At 49.8% G+C, this 15,032-nt stretch carries 15 protein-coding genes; 8 read left to right on the forward strand and 7 right to left on the reverse strand.

The annotated features are described in order from the left end of the window. Positions 1-70 precede the first annotated feature (70 nt). Both HVY19_RS07360 and HVY19_RS07365 read right to left on the reverse strand, forming a co-directional pair. Positions 71-883, reverse strand: coding sequence for a Cof-type HAD-IIB family hydrolase (locus HVY19_RS07360; RefSeq protein ID WP_181683682.1), 813 nt, complete (start codon positions 881-883; stop codon positions 71-73). Beyond that, positions 884-2,092, reverse strand: a complete 1,209-nt coding sequence (locus HVY19_RS07365; protein WP_181683683.1) for an MFS transporter — start codon at positions 2,090-2,092, stop codon at positions 884-886. It abuts the gene before it with no gap. Between the two features lie 85 nt (positions 2,093-2,177). Here HVY19_RS07365 and HVY19_RS07370 point away from each other — a divergent pair, with 85 nt between their 5' ends. Then, positions 2,178-2,723: a TetR/AcrR family transcriptional regulator gene (locus tag HVY19_RS07370; RefSeq protein ID WP_181683684.1), complete on the forward strand. Its 546-nt coding sequence runs from the start codon at positions 2,178-2,180 to the stop codon at positions 2,721-2,723. Here HVY19_RS07370 and HVY19_RS07375 read toward each other — a convergent pair. Continuing rightward, on the reverse strand, positions 2,720-3,517 hold the full coding sequence (locus HVY19_RS07375; protein WP_181683685.1) for an SDR family oxidoreductase: 798 nt from the start codon (positions 3,515-3,517) through the stop codon (positions 2,720-2,722). The two genes, HVY19_RS07370 and HVY19_RS07375, sit on opposite strands and share 4 nt — an antisense overlap. A gap of 280 nt (positions 3,518-3,797) precedes the next feature. Between HVY19_RS07375 and HVY19_RS07380 the strand changes: the two genes are divergently transcribed. Further along, positions 3,798-4,199 carry a hypothetical protein gene (locus tag HVY19_RS07380; RefSeq protein WP_181683686.1) on the forward strand — a complete coding sequence of 134 codons (402 nt, stop codon included), beginning with the start codon at positions 3,798-3,800 and terminating at the stop codon, positions 4,197-4,199. 311 nt (positions 4,200-4,510) lie between these two features. Here HVY19_RS07380 and HVY19_RS07385 read toward each other — a convergent pair whose 3' ends face one another. From HVY19_RS07385 to HVY19_RS07395, 3 genes are all read right to left on the reverse strand, one after another. Beyond that, complete coding sequence (locus HVY19_RS07385) at positions 4,511-5,965, reverse strand: P-loop NTPase fold protein (protein WP_181683687.1); 1,455 nt, start codon at positions 5,963-5,965, stop codon at positions 4,511-4,513. Between the two features lie 65 nt (positions 5,966-6,030). Next, positions 6,031-6,657 (reverse strand): GIY-YIG nuclease family protein, encoded by a 627-nt coding sequence (locus tag HVY19_RS20745; protein WP_249419101.1) that lies wholly within the window; start codon positions 6,655-6,657, stop codon positions 6,031-6,033. Positions 6,658-7,254: 597 nt separating this feature from the next. Further along, positions 7,255-8,940: an aspartate:alanine antiporter gene (locus HVY19_RS07395; RefSeq protein ID WP_181683688.1), complete on the reverse strand. Its 1,686-nt coding sequence runs from the start codon at positions 8,938-8,940 to the stop codon at positions 7,255-7,257. Positions 8,941-9,208: 268 nt separating this feature from the next. Here HVY19_RS07395 and HVY19_RS07400 point away from each other — a divergent pair, with 268 nt between their 5' ends. After that, on the forward strand, positions 9,209-9,586 hold the full coding sequence (locus HVY19_RS07400; RefSeq protein WP_181683689.1) for an inner membrane protein YbjM: 378 nt from the start codon (positions 9,209-9,211) through the stop codon (positions 9,584-9,586). Positions 9,587-9,616: 30 nt separating this feature from the next. Here HVY19_RS07400 and HVY19_RS07405 read toward each other — a convergent pair whose 3' ends face one another. Continuing rightward, positions 9,617-9,880 carry a GrxA family glutaredoxin gene (locus HVY19_RS07405; protein ID WP_181683690.1) on the reverse strand — a complete coding sequence of 88 codons (264 nt, stop codon included), beginning with the start codon at positions 9,878-9,880 and terminating at the stop codon, positions 9,617-9,619. Between the two features lie 185 nt (positions 9,881-10,065). Between HVY19_RS07405 and nfsA the strand changes: the two genes are divergently transcribed. From nfsA to potG, 5 genes are all read left to right on the forward strand, one after another. Next, the gene (gene nfsA, locus HVY19_RS07410; protein ID WP_181683691.1) at positions 10,066-10,788 is read left to right on the forward strand and encodes an oxygen-insensitive NADPH nitroreductase; all 723 of its coding nucleotides are present in this window, start codon (positions 10,066-10,068) and stop codon (positions 10,786-10,788) included. Positions 10,789-10,848: 60 nt separating this feature from the next. Further along, on the forward strand, positions 10,849-11,751 hold the full coding sequence (gene rimK, locus HVY19_RS07415) for a 30S ribosomal protein S6--L-glutamate ligase (RefSeq protein WP_181683692.1): 903 nt from the start codon (positions 10,849-10,851) through the stop codon (positions 11,749-11,751). 88 nt (positions 11,752-11,839) lie between these two features. After that, positions 11,840-12,316 (forward strand): YbjN domain-containing protein, encoded by a 477-nt coding sequence (locus tag HVY19_RS07420; RefSeq protein ID WP_181683693.1) that lies wholly within the window; start codon positions 11,840-11,842, stop codon positions 12,314-12,316. A gap of 373 nt (positions 12,317-12,689) precedes the next feature. Next, on the forward strand, positions 12,690-13,802 hold the full coding sequence (gene potF / locus HVY19_RS07425; RefSeq protein ID WP_181683694.1) for a spermidine/putrescine ABC transporter substrate-binding protein PotF: 1,113 nt from the start codon (positions 12,690-12,692) through the stop codon (positions 13,800-13,802). Between the two features lie 95 nt (positions 13,803-13,897). Continuing rightward, positions 13,898-15,031, forward strand: coding sequence for a putrescine ABC transporter ATP-binding subunit PotG (gene potG / locus HVY19_RS07430; protein ID WP_181683695.1), 1,134 nt, complete (start codon positions 13,898-13,900; stop codon positions 15,029-15,031). Position 15,032 lies beyond the last annotated feature (1 nt).

A 15,032-nucleotide genomic window follows, 5' to 3' on the forward strand; every position in this document is an offset into this window, starting at 1 on the left:
GCGGCGCAAGCGCCTTATCCGGCCTACAGGGGATCGCTGTTGGCCGAATAGAGCGCAGTGCCGTCAGGGGTTAACGAAATGGCGCTTCGTTCTTTAAGACCTTATCAATGATATCCAGCACGCCTTCCTGGTTATTCGAACCGGCGCGGTATTTCGCCGCCGCGACCACGACGTCAGCCGCGTTTTCCATCGCGAAACTAAAGCCGGCCTGGCGCAGCATTTCAATGTCATTTCCGCCGTCACCAAACACCACCACTTCGTCATCATCAATGCCCCAACGCTGTTGCAACAGGCGCAGCCCGTTGGCTTTGTGAACGCCGGGAATGATCAGATCGATGCTGCCGTAACCGGTATGGACTGGCACCATAATGTCGCCGATAGCGTCATGCAGCGCGCACTGGACTTCAGGGATTCGATCGTCAGATATGTTCAGGCCGAATTTAAAGAACACGTCGTTGATGTTGTTGAAATCATCCACAAACTCAAGACGATGATAGTACATCCTCGCGACTGCTTTCATCTCATCGTTATACTGCTTCAGGGTATACGCACTGTTCTTGCCGCAGGCGATAATCTCAACGTCCGTGCGGGTTAACAGATGATCAACGATGGCGGTGAAATCGCTTTTTGCCAGATCGCCATTGAAGATATCTTGCCCTTCACTCACCACCCAGCCGCCGTTTTCTGCGACAAACGAGATCTCATGGGCAATCTCCGGGAAAAAGGAGATGAGCTGGTAATACTGATTGCCACTGGCGACAGCAAAACGAATTCCTTGCGCTTTCATCTGCTGATACTGCGCCAGAAAGCGTTCGCGATTATAGGTCTTTTGATCGCTCAGAAAGGTGCCATCCATATCGACTGCAATTAACTTAATACCCATTTATCCTTTCTCCACTGCAGGTTGCGTAGTTGAATTCGGTTTAGCAACGGCCCTTGCGACAACCGCCGCGAGCAGTACCAGCGCCAGCACCACCAGCATGGCGCTACGTAAGCCGTAGTGCTCGCCAAGGTAGCCGAGCAGCGGCGGTCCCACAAGGAACGCCAGATAGCCGGTAGTCGCCACCACGCTGACCCGGGTTGGCGCATCGGGGCCGGTATCACTGGCGGCGGAAATCGTTAACGGGAAGCCGAGTGATGCCCCCAGTCCCCACAGGACCACCGACACACCCGCTACCCAGGCGCTGTCCACGAAGATAATCAGCCCAATCCCCAGCGCACCCATCAGCGCACTGGCCCGCACCACCGCCACGCGACTGTAGCGGTCGATAAACCAGCCGCCGGTGAAGCGCCCAACGGTCATCCCGAGGGTGAAGCCTGCGTAAATCAGTGAGCCGGAGGTGGGGCTAAAACCGTGGCCGTCGACCATCAGCAGCGGTAGCCAGTCATTAGCGGAACCTTCAGCAAAAGCCATTGCCAGGACGACTACCCCGATCAGCAGCAGTTGAATATCGCGCCAGAAAGGAATGCCTTTTTCAACGCTGTGCGAGCCATCAGCGCTGTTTTTGCCCGTACCTTCTGGTATCGCCCGAATGGCAATGAAAATTGGCGCGATGGCCACCAGCGAGGCCAGGATAATATGTGTGGTCGCTGCCACGCCAAAGGCGGTCAGAGCCATACCCACGCCCGCGCCCGCCAGCGTGCCTAAACTATAAAACCCGTGCATCATCGGCAGCACGGTCTTGTTCATTTCGCGCTCTACCGCTGCACCTTCGACGTTAATTGCGACTTCCGCAGAGCCAAAGCTGGCACCAAATACGCCCAGTCCCACAGCAAAAAGCAGCGGCGAGGTGAGCCAGAGGGCAAGGCTAAGCATCAGCATGCCGACGACCGCACAGGACATCGTGGTGCGGATCACTTTTCGGGTACCAAAACGTTTTACCAGCCAGGCGGAGCATAAAATGCCGCTCATTGAACCAATGGAGAGTCCAAACAGCACCGCGCCCATTTCTGCAGTCGAAACAGAGAGCGTGTCGCGAATAGCAGGGGTACGTGTCGCCCAGGAGGCCATCAGCAGGCCGGGCAGAAAGAAAAACATAAACAGCGCCCAGGTTCGGCGTTGCAGGGCTTTGCCTGGTGAAATGGCAGTCATGAACGTCACATCTGAAGAGAAAGACAGGCGACAACCTTAGCAAGGTTGTGTACATTTGTACATAAACCTGTTGTGAGGATTCAACATGCGACGTGCTAACGATCCGCAGCGCAAAGAAAAAATTATTATCGCGACGCTGGACGCGATTAAAGAGCATGGTATTCATGCCGTAACGCACCGCAAAATCGCTACCATTGCCGGGGTTCCGCTGGGGTCGTTGACTTACTATTTTTCCGGGATTGATGAACTGTTGGACGAAGCCTTCGCACAGTTTACGCAAACAATGTCGTCGCAGTACCAGGCTTTCTTCGAGGGCGTTGCTGACGCGGAGGAGGCTTGTCTGGCGATTGCTGAAATGATCTACAGTTCGCAAATTACCACGCCGGAAAATATGGCGTTGATGTATCAACTTTATGCCTTTGCCAGCCGGAAACCCGCGTTAAAAACGGTGATGCAAAACTGGATGCAGCGCAGCCAGCAAACTCTTGAGCAGTGGTTTTCACCGGGCACGGCCCGCGCGCTGGATGCCTTTATAGAAGGTATGACGCTGCATTTTGTCACTGATCGCACACCGTCTGCCCGCGAGGAGATCCTGCTGATGGTGAAACGCATCGCGGGCTCACAGACTTAACTTGTGGTCGCGCCTGCCGTCATATTAACGACCGTTGCAGTCATGGCGCTGGCGCTCTCCGAGGCCAAAAACGTCATGACTTCGGCAACCTCAGCAAGGGTAGGCAAACGCTTAAGCATCGTGCTTTGCGCCGCGCCTTCTAACCATTCATCAATCGACAGTCCCATTTCTTGTGCTTTAGCGGCAAAAATTTCGCCAGTATAGGATCCTGCCTGAACCGCATCGACAATCGCATGGGAACGAAGGCAGATCACGCGAATCTGGCGCGAGGCAAGTTCAACGGCGAGGGCTTTTGTAAAGGCTTCAGTCGCCGCACAGCCCACAAGGTGGCCTGAATGGCCGGCAATCGCCATTGCCCCTGCGGGGGCAACGACGCTGAGGATAACGCCACGGCGTTCCCCGCCCATATGCGGCGAGACGGCTTTGGCAATAGTGAACTGGGCGGAGAGGAAAGGGGTGATGCCCTGCAAAAATTCAGCAAGGCCTAATTGTGCGACGGTTTTGCCCTGGTCGTGCATAAAGCCTGTTGCGTTCACCACAACATCAAAGCCGCCGGTGCGTTGCGCCAGTTGGGCCGTCTTCGCGATCATGTCCGACTCATCAAGGACATCGACAATAAAAGCCTCAGCGATACCTCCAGCAGCACGAATATCACTCACGATTCGATCCAGTTTATCCTTGCGACGCGCGCCAAGATAAACCTGCGCTCCCTCGCGAGCCATCGTTCTCGCCACCGCGCTGCCAATCGCGCCGCTTCCGCCGAATATCACGGCGACTTTGTTTTTTAATAACATAGGGAATGACCTTTGAGGACTGAGGTTGAGAAAGTATGGGTGAAGGATGGCAGGGTGCAAGGAGAGGGAATTCAGACAACAAAAAACCATTTATGTAAATGGGTTAGTAAAAAATAAAATGTAAGATAATCAATGAGTTTGGTTAGTGGTTAGGAGTGGCGATTACCGGGAAATGCCAACCGATGCGCCACTTTGTCGCCACTTGGCATTCATTACTTATTTCTGACCCTAAGCGAAAATATATACTGCGGGCCGATGGTTAGTTTACTTAGGATGAGCCTTGAAGCTGTTGATTGCCTCTATGTTACTGCTGCTTAGTCCTAGAAAGGGTTTTGAGTGGTACGTTAAAAAAATTTTCCCTGATGAGTACAGTAACCCTAATTTTAGTAATGCGTTTCAACAATTACGAAAAAAACTTCATTCGGCGGCAATGACCAATTTTGTGCTTTTTGCTGCCGTCATGGTTGGCATCTGGTATGTGTGGGGTATTGAGCCGTCTAGTGTTAATTGCATTAAGGCCGGTTCGGCATATATCGCTCTGACTATAACTTTAGGGAGGGGGGGTATTCAAACATGGGATGGTAACACCCTCTCAGAGAGAATTGATCACACCATTTACAAGTTGGCACAGTACATCAATGTGGCGGTTTTACTTGCGACATTGTATTACCCAGGCAAATGATTTACTTACTCATGGTTGATAGAGGGGTAAAGCGTAACGTGGCTTCAAGATGCTCCAGTGCTAGGTAAGCACAGCACATGGTCATGGCTTAGCTTCAGTTTTTCCATTGTGCAACATTCAAAAGCCATTGCCTCCCCTTTAATGGTGAACTGCCTACGCACGAGGTGTTTCTGTGCCCTGTAGGATAGAACTGACAAATCCATTTTGCCGTTGTAATTTTTTCTATTGCCATAAAAAAGCCCTCATATCTGAGGGCTAAATTTGTCTATTTGTTCGAATAATGGTAATGCATGGTTCGCATATTTCATACATTATTCAAAAATAGTGCTTAATTCAATTAAATCAAAATATTGTGCCATCTTTAACTCTTTAATATTTATTTTGCTAATGGCGTAGCCCATCTTTAAGTAAGTAGCCAAACTTTTATCATTAGTTAAGTCACCCATTAACCATCCTTTTACAATATTAACTTGTTGACTTTCATGTTGTTGTGTATTCGGAGTGTTAATTATATTTCTCGCAGTGCTAATATAAGAAATAGCATCGGTTTGAATTTCTATGAAATTATTATCACCATTTGTAAAATGTTTTCCTGAATAATTTAAATATTGAACTCCCGTAGCACTATAAGATACATCGAAGGATAATTTTATGTAAAATAAATCGGATGATGGTTGGATTTTATGATCGTTCTTAATTTGAGTGTATAATTCAGGTGCTTTGTAATTCAATGATAGCAATATTAACATTAAGTTTGGATCAATGTTTTTCTTTGTAGTTATGATAATGTCATTTAGTCTTTCATATATTTTAATTGAATCTCTTAGGTTCACACTTAATGATTGAAGTATTGATGCGCAATTATTTATGAAACTTATGAAGTTTGGTGGTGATGGTATACAAACAACCTGCAATGAGTTAATGTCTGATGCGATTTTTTCAACAGTTTTAGTAATCAATAAATTTTGGAGGTTTGGTGAAGGCAAGAGAAAACGACGATCAAAAAACCTGCTCAAGTAGTGACTGGCTGAGAAGTCATTCCCATAAATGACTTTTATCGAGTGTTGAAGTTGCTCTGTATCTGTAGCAATGATAAAAACAACACCTGGAATATTAAATATGTGCTTGATAATTTCTAAAAGATTTATCGCAAAATTAGGTCTGCATCGATCTAATTCATCAATTACGATGAATATGGGGAGATTTTTATTTATGCAATCCTTACGATCTATGAAGCTGACCCATGTACTGATTCCCTTTTTGATGGTTACTATTTTCGTGGATTTCTCAGCGTGGATTTCTAGAAGTTTTGAAGACAAGTCTTTGGTTAATTCAGAAACAGAGTCGACACCTGTGAATTTTTTTATTAATCCGTCAACTATCACAGGGGTTGCAGTTTTTAGCAATGGACCAATATTTTCAACAGTTTTATTTATTAAAGTGGTAAATTTGTCGGACTGACCAGTTAGCTGCTCTTTTATCGAGCTAAATACAGTTAAAAGCGGATCGTCGGAATAATCTTCTTTCCAGGCGTCTATATATATTGTTGGGTGTTTCTCTGCTATCGTTTTAGCTAGACGTTTGACAAAATAGGTTTTGCCCGCCCCCCATTCAGCATTTATGTTGATTACGAGGTTGGATTTTTCACCTCGCGCAGAGCATATTTCATAAAGATATTCGGCATATTTTTTTCTTTCCAAAGTATCACTGGGTAAAGTTTCACCTAGATATTGATCATCATAATTCCAATCCCACTCAATTTCCATTTAAGCCTCACTAAACACATTGTAAAATTTTTCTATTGGTTTAATACCACCGATTCATCTGTATCTTATTCCACTTGTACTGCTTGCTGAATCACCTCAGTAACTACACTTCTGCTAAACCCTGTTTCATCGGCGATCTGCATTAATTTTGCTTCTGCCATCGCTTTGCTGCGCATATCTGAAAGTATCGGTTTAAAGATATGCTTGTTTCCTTGAAGGTTTAATGGCAGCGAAATACTGGCAATTAACGTTTCCTCCAACACCCAGGGTTCATCATTTTCAACCCAATACACCCTGGCATTCTTTTCCATCCACTGGTCCAGCCATTGCTCGCCAGGGTGGGTAAATGTCGTTCTCTTTCCTGAGCCAACCCGACGGAGCGGGAAATTGCTTTCCGTCGCCAGTAAAACCCCGAGCGTGCGTCTGAGTGTTGAGCCTTCGGCGTTTCCGCTATAGTGGGTTTTGATGCGCTGTCGAAGATTGGCGCGGCTATTCGGTTTGCCTTTTTTATCAGGTGAAATACCGACATATAGCAGTGTGTATCCATTCTGAGTTATGCAACCCTCAGTTGGCACGCCAGAGGGGATCTCTTTGAACCACCAGAAATAAATCCCATTCACTGCAGGAACAGGTGTGGGGCGACTCATGACATCTGTTCTGCTGAATGTTTTGTCAGGATAAAAATTAAACACTCATATTCTCCGCGCTGATTCATCCTGATATTTTATGGGATCATCAACAGGGAATGCTTGATTTACATAGGGGGAATGATGAGTTTGAGAGTTACGACACAGAAGGTGGATACCTGGAAGAAACGCATTCAACGGGATGGTTTGAACGGTTCGACTTACTTTTGCCACAAGGGTGGGACTGTATGGGTCACTGCATCAAGTGATCATCAGGCTATCTGTCAGAAAATTTTAGGGAAGGATTCAGGAACAAGTTCTTTGTCGAGTTATTTGTGCTGGGACGATGTCGGCGCGGTTGCTTTGGTTGAGTTGTTGTACGCGATTGAAACGGCATAAAGCAAAGACTTATGCCCGCTCGGTAAAAGCGCTGCCGCCATTTTGTCGCCATCAGGCTCAAAGGTTGTTCGTAACTTACTGATTAGAAAGGCCCCGAAATTCAGGCAACAAAAAACCCATCAACCTTGAACCAAAACGGCGGGGTTGATGGGCTCCACAAATTGGGGACATCAAAGAAAAGCAGTGGCACTAGTTATGACTGATGCCTGAAAGAAAAGTTCTGCCCATCTGCAAAAAATTTTCGCTTAGGGCAGAACTTCAGTTTTATCCTAAGCCTGGCCAGATGATGATAATCAGAGTCCCGGCCAGGGTGAGCAGAACGTTGGCGATGGCGTAGGTGCCGGCGTAGCCAAGCGCGGGAATATTGCTACGTGCGGTGTCGCTGATGATTTCCATCGCCGGGGCGCAGGTGCGCGCACCCATCATGGCGCCAAACAGCAGGGCGCGGTTCATTCGCAGAACATACGCACCAAACAGGAAACAAATAATGACGGGTACCAGGCTGACGATAAGTCCGGCGATGAGCATTTGTCCGCCGATAGCGCCAAGGCCATTACCAATGCCGCTGCCTGCACTCAACCCGACACCTGCCATAAACACCATCAGGCCGAATTCCTTCACCATATTCAGCGCACCCTGCGGGATGTAGCCAAATGTGGGATGGTTGGCGCGCAGGAAGCCCAGCATGATCCCGGCGAACAGCAGCCCGGCGGCGTTACCGATACCAAAGCTGAAATTGCTGAACTGGAAGGTGATCATGCCGATCATCAGGCCAATGATAAAGAATGCGCAGAAGGCCAGCAGATCGGTCACCTGGCTGTGAATGGAGATAAAACCGATCCGATCGGCAATGGTTTTCACGCGACGCGCATCGCCGCTGACCTGGAGCACGTCGCCTTTGTTGAGTACCACGTTGTCGTCGATAGGCATTTCAATCTGCGAACGAATCACGCGGTTGAGGAAGCAGCCGTGGTCAGTCAGCTTCAGTTGAGCGAGCCGACGACCCACTGCATTGTGGTTTTTCACCACGATCTCTTCGGTTACGATGCGCATGTCGAGCAGGTCGCGATCGAACACTTCTTTCCCGTTACGGAAGCTGGGATCAAGGCGGGCATGCGCATCCGGATAGCCCACTAAGGCAATTTCATCGCCCATCTGTAGCACGGCGTCACCGTCCGGGTTGGCAAGAATACCGTTACGACGGATACGTTCGATATAACAGCCGGTCTGACGATAAATACCAAGTTCGCGCAGGTTTTTTCCGTCGGTCCAGGCCACCAGTTCAGGACCGACACGGTAGGCGCGGATGACCGGCAGATACACCTTACGATTGGTGTCCGTGTCCAGACCACGCTCACGGGCGATCTGCTGGGCGCTGGTTTGCAGATCCTGATGCTGCAATTTCGGCAAATAACGCGCTCCGACAATCAGGCTCACGAGGCCGATAAGATAGGTCAACGCATACCCCAGACTGAGGTTATCCAGCGCTCTGGAAAGTTGCTGACTCTCCATACCGAAATGCCGCAGCGTATCGCCTGCGCCAACCAGAACCGGCGTGGATGTCATTGAGCCTGCCAACATACCGGCCGTCAGGCCGATATCCCAGCCAAACAGCTTACCCAGCCCCAGGGCGATCAGTAGCGCACTGCCGACCATGACCAGGGCCAGCATCAGGTAATTTTTCCCATCACGAAAAAATATGGAAAAAAAGTTCGGCCCGGCTTCGACGCCGACACAAAAAATAAACAGCATAAAACCCAGATTCAGGGCATCGGTGTTAATACTAAAATGCTGCTGCCCTAATAATAGGGAGACGACTAAAACGCCAATGGAATTACCCAGTTGGACGGAACCCAAACGCAATTTACCGAGACACAGGCCGAGAGCCAGTACCACAAATAATAACAGGATGTAATTCCCATTTAACAAATCGGCGACGTTTATATTCACGGAGACTAACTTCTTGTTTACGAGTAAGCTGTTGAAAGAAATGGTAATTTAGGCTACTGTTTTTGCCAATAATTAAGAGTGAAAGCGTTATATACATCACTCAAATATATGCAGCGCAACAATATATTTGGCTAGTTTAATCTCATTGCGTATCAACGGCTATAAGAATCTTGCTGAACAAATTTGATACGAAATGCTGAACGGCTTTATCTGACTGGACGCCTGGGGCGAAAAGAGTGTTCGATAGAGACAGTGTCAGGAGAAATGATTGAAACATAAACAAGGTTGGGCAAGCGTGGTCTGCTGTTTTGTGCTCTTTATCGTCGTTTGTTTATTCCTGATGATGAATATGAAGGGGGCATTTCGAGCTGCCGGTCATCCTGAAATTGGGTTACTGTTTTTCACGCTGCCAGGCGCGGTTGCCAGCTTTTGCTCCCATCGTCGAGAGGTGATAAGACCGCTTCTCGGTGCGGTGTTGGCTGCACCCTGCTGTTTGTTGCTAATGCGTCTGTGCTTTACCCCGACGCGTTCCCTGTGGCAGGAACTGGCGTGGTTGTTTAGTGCGGTGTTCTGGTGTGCGCTCGGGGCGTTATGCTATCTGTTTATCAGTAGCTTATTTCGCTCGCGGCAGCGAAAAGACCCTTAACGCCCTCGGAAGAGGACGTTAAGATAACGATTAAGCGAAGAGGTTCAGATTCTCTTTCGCCCACGCTTCAAAATCGGTGCAACCACCAATGTGCTTCTGATCAACAAAAATCTGCGGCACCGTCTCAACCGGTTTACCTACGGTTTTTTCCAGATCCGCTTTGCTGATGCCTTCGGCGTGGATATCGATATAACGGTAGTTAAAATCATCACGCTCGTTGCTGATCTTCTCCGCCAGTTCCTTTGCGCGCACGCAATAAGGGCAACCCGGACGACCAAAAATAACAGTGAACATTGTTCTCTCCTCGAACTTAAAGCCTGACGGCGAATGGCAGTTATAATGCCGCTATTCCGCTATTTTGAACAGTAGGTTGCACCTTTTACTTTGATACCTTTTGACGATATCCGTTAAACATGATGGTCCCGAACGCTTTACACTATGCTCACGATGAACCCTTTAATTCAGACAGAGGCAACAGAATGACGCCAACGATTGATTTGCTACGCAGCCACCGTTCCATTCGCCATTATACCGATAAGCCGATTACCGAAGCGCAACGCGAGGCCATTATTGCCGCAGCGCAGAGTACTTCCAGCTCAAGCTTTTTACAGTGCACGTCCATCATTCGGGTGACGGATGCATCGTTGCGTGAAGCGCTGGTTCCCTTAACCGGTGGGCAACAGCATGTCGCTCAGGCCGCAGAGTTCTGGGTATTTTGCGCAGATTTTAATCGCCATCTGCAAATTTGTCCGGATGCCCAGCTTGGTCTGGCGGAACAACTGCTGCTGGGCGTCGTTGATACGGCGATGCTGGCGCAAAATGCACTCACGGCGGCTGAGTCACTGGGGCTGGGTGGGGTTTACATCGGCGGACTACGTAACAACATTGAGTCGGTGACGGAACTGCTTAACCTGCCAAAACATGTACTGCCGCTGTTTGGCCTTTGCCTGGGCTGGCCTGCGGATACGCCGGATCTCAAACCGCGCCTACCTGCGGCCATCATCATGCATGAAAACAGCTATCAGCCGCTCAATCAGGCGCTTCTCGCGGAATATGATGAACAGCTTGCGCAATATTACCTTTCCCGCGGCAGCAATACGCGTCGCGATACCTGGAGCGACCATATTCGCCGTACCCTGATCAAAGAAAATCGCCCCTTTATCCTGGAATATTTGCATAAACAGGGATGGGCAACGCGCTAAAAAGGCCGCTGCTGTGTATGATACACAGGATTTTGAACGGGTTATTCAGAGAGGTGCAGGGTGAAAATTGCCATATTGTCCCGGGATGGAACGCTCTATTCGTGTAAGCGCCTGCGTGAAGCGGCGATGCAACGCGGTCATCTGATTGAAATCCTCGATCCACTGTCCTGCTATATGAATATCGATCCTGCTGCCTCGTCGATCCACTATAAAGGACGAAAGCTGCCTCACTTCGACGCCGTCATTCCCCGTATTGGCTCGGCAATTACCTTTTACGGTACGGCTGCGCTGCGTCAGTTCGAAATGCTGGGCAGCTACCCGCTGAATGAATCTGTGGCGATTACCCGCGCGCGTGACAAACTGCGTTCGCTCCAGCTGCTGGCGCGACAGGGTATCGATCTGCCTATCACCGGCATTGCGCATTCCCCGGATGACACCAGCGATCTCATCGATATGGTTGGCGGTGCGCCGTTGGTGGTGAAATTGGTGGAAGGGACGCAGGGCATCGGCGTAGTGCTGGCAGAGACGCGCCAGGCGGCGGAGAGCGTGGTGGATGCCTTTCGCGGACTCAACGCCCATATCCTGGTTCAGGAATATATAAAAGAAGCCAAAGGTTGCGACATTCGCTGTCTGGTGGTCGGTGATGAGGTGGTTGCCGCCATTGAGCGAAAAGCGAAAAACGGGGACTTTCGTTCCAATCTCCATCGTGGCGGCGTCGCCACGATTGCCAACATTACTCCCCGCGAACGGGAAATCGCGATTAAGGCCGCCCAGACGATGGGGCTGGACGTGGCGGGGGTGGATATCTTACGCGCCGACCGAGGCCCGCTGGTGATGGAAGTCAATGCGTCGCCGGGTCTGGAAGGGATCGAGAAGACCACGGGCATTGATATTGCCGGGCGGATGATCCAGTGGATCGAGCGTAACGCCACGCCTGAGTTTTGCTTAAAAATCGGCGGCTAATCTTAATATCGTCGATGATCGTGGTATGAAGCGCGCTTTTTGCGTAAGCTGTGCCGGTATTTTTCATCGTAAGAGGTAGCACATTATTATGACATCACTGGTCGTTCCCACTCTGGATACGTTGCGGCAATGGCTCGACGACCTTGGCATGAGCTTTTTTGAATGTGATACTTGCCAGGCGCTGCATTTGCCCCATATGCAAAACTTTGATGGCATCTACGATGCAAAAATCGATCTGGTCGATAACACGCTGCTGTTTTCTGCAATGGCGGAAGTCAGACCTTCCGCGCTACTGCCGCTGGCGGCGGATTTATCTGCCATCAATGCCAGTTCTCTGACCGTGAAAGCGTTTCTGGATATGCAGGATGATAATCTGCCGAAGCTGGTCGTTTGCCAGTCTTTATCCGTTATGCGTGGCGTCACATATGAACAGTTTGAGTGGTTCGTTCGTCAGAGCGAAGAGCAGATTTCCATGGTGATTCTGGAAGCGGGCGCACACCAGATGCTCTTCAGCGCCGAAGAGGATGCGCAAAAAACCAGCGGTGAAAACCATTTTCTACACTGATACCTTTCAGTATTAAGGCAGTCGCTGCCAGAGCGGCTGCACTTCACATGTTATTATTCTGCATTTAACCTTTCCTTAAAGAATTATTCACTTCATTTCCGGCCGATTCGCTTTATCACATAGACAAAAATTGCATAAAAAATTGATAAAAGGCGTTTTTTAATCTGGGCTATAGCCTGAAACCCTGGCTAAAGTTATTCTTGCGAAGCTTTAAGAGATCATCCATTTGTGTATCTACAGCGAGCAAGAATGGCCGGAAGAGCGTCAACGCTTCTTTGTATAAGCCAAATGACAAGCTATGCACAATTCTTGCATAGCTCAGAGTGCGACTTTTTGGTTCGTTTGTTAACGAACATTGATAAGGAAAGAGATTATGACCGCCTTTAATAAAAAATGGCTCTCGGGTCTGATTGCGGGTGCTCTGATGGCCGTCTCTGCCGGCACGCTCGCAGCGGAACAAAAAACCCTTCATATCTATAACTGGTCTGATTATATCGCACCGGACACCGTGGCGAATTTTGAAAAAGAGACCGGGATTAAAGTCGTCTATGACGTTTTTGATTCAAACGAAGTGCTGGAAGGTAAATTAATGGCGGGCAGCACAGGTTTTGACCTGGTGGTGCCATCGGCAAGTTTCCTTGAGCGTCAGTTGACGGCGGGTGTGTTTCAGCCGCTGGACAAAAGCAAATTACCCGAATGGAAAAACCTCGATCCGGAACTGCTGAAGCTGGTCGGTAAGCATGACCCGGACAATAAATATGCGATGCCGTACATGTGGGCGACTACGGGGATCGGCTATAACGTCGATAAGGTCAAAGCTGTGCTGGGTGAAGATGCGCCAGTGAACAGCTGGGATCTGATCCTGAAGCCGGAAAATCTTGAGAAACTGAAAAGCTGCGGCGTCTCTTTCCTCGATGCACCCGAAGAGGTATTTGCCACGGTGCTGAACTATCTGGGTAAAGATCCGAACAGTACCGATGCGAAGGATTACACCGGACCGGCAACCGACCTGCTGCTCAAGCTGCGCCCTAACATTCGCTACTTCCACTCCTCGCAGTACATCAACGATCTGGCGAATGGCGATACCTGTGTCGCGATCGGCTGGGCGGGAGATGTCTGGCAGGCGGCAAACCGGGCGAAAGAGGCTAAGAACGGCGTCAACATCTCTTTCTCCATACCGAAAGAAGGGGCGATGGCGTTCTTTGACGTTTTCGCTATGCCAGCCGATGCGAAGAATAAAGACGAGGCCTATCAGTTCCTCAACTATCTGCTGCGCCCTGAGGTGATTGCTCATATTTCCGATCACGTCTTCTATGCTAATGCCAACAAAGCCGCGACGGCGCTGGTAAGTCAGGAAGTCCGTGATAACCCAGGGATCTACCCGCCAGCAGACGTACGCGCGAAAATGTTCACGCTGAAGGTGCAGGATCCGAAGATTGATCGTGTGCGCACTCGCGCCTGGACGAAGGTGAAGAGCGGTAAATAATCCGTCGCTAAATTGCCGGGTACGCTGCGTGCTGCCCGGCAATATGCACCTTACTGGTGCGCTTGCACCATTCTGTTAATGCCGGAGAGCACGCCGTGAACGAAGTTACCCCACGCCCGCAGACGAAAACGCGTAAAGCGCTGACGCCGCTTCTGGAAATTCGCAATCTGACCAAATCCTTTGATGGTCAACATGCGGTGGATGATGTCAGCCTCACTATTTATAAAGGTGAAATATTTGCCCTGCTGGGTGCTTCCGGCTGTGGGAAATCCACGCTGCTGCGCATGCTGGCGGGTTTTGAACAACCCACCACCGGACAGATCGTGCTGGATGGCGTTGACCTGGCCCATGTTCCTCCCTATTTGCGCCCCATTAACATGATGTTCCAGTCCTATGCGTTATTTCCCCACATGACGGTAGAACAGAATATCGCCTTCGGTCTGAAGCAGGACAAACTGCCAAAAGCGGAAATTACCGCCCGGGTGGAAGAGATGCTGGGTTTGGTCCATATGCAAGAGTTTGCCAAGCGCAAACCGCACCAGCTTTCCGGCGGTCAGCGCCAGCGCGTGGCGTTGGCGAGAAGTCTGGCAAAACGCCCCAAACTGCTGCTGCTTGATGAGCCTATGGGGGCGCTGGATAAGAAACTGCGCGACCGGATGCAACTCGAAGTGGTCGATATTCTGGAGCGTGTCGGCGTCACCTGCGTGATGGTGACGCACGACCAGGAAGAGGCGATGACCATGGCCGGACGCATCGCCATTATGAACCGTGGCAAATTTGTGCAGATCGGTGAACCCGAAGAGATATACGAACATCCGACGACCCGCTACAGTGCAGAGTTTATCGGCTCAGTGAATGTGTTTGAGGGGCAATTGAAAGAGCGTCAGGACGATGGATTGATCCTCTATTCGCCGGGTCTGGTGCATCCACTAAAGGTGGATCCGGATGCTTCCGTAGTGGACAACGTCCCGGTGCATGTGGCGCTGCGCCCGGAAAAGATCATGCTCTGTGAAGAGCCACCGCAGGATGGGTTTAACTTTGCGGTGGGTGAGGTGGTGCATATTGCCTATCTCGGCGATCTCTCTATTTATCACGTGCGACTGAAGAGCGGACAAATGATCAGCGCCCAGTTGCAGAATGCGCACCGTTATCGCAAAGGTTTACCGACCTGGGGCGATGAGGTCCGTCTGTGCTGGGACGCAGACAGCTGTGTGGTACTGACGGTTTAAG

This window comes from Citrobacter sp. RHB25-C09 (assembly GCF_013836145.1).
Classification (GTDB): domain Bacteria; phylum Pseudomonadota; class Gammaproteobacteria; order Enterobacterales; family Enterobacteriaceae; genus Citrobacter_A.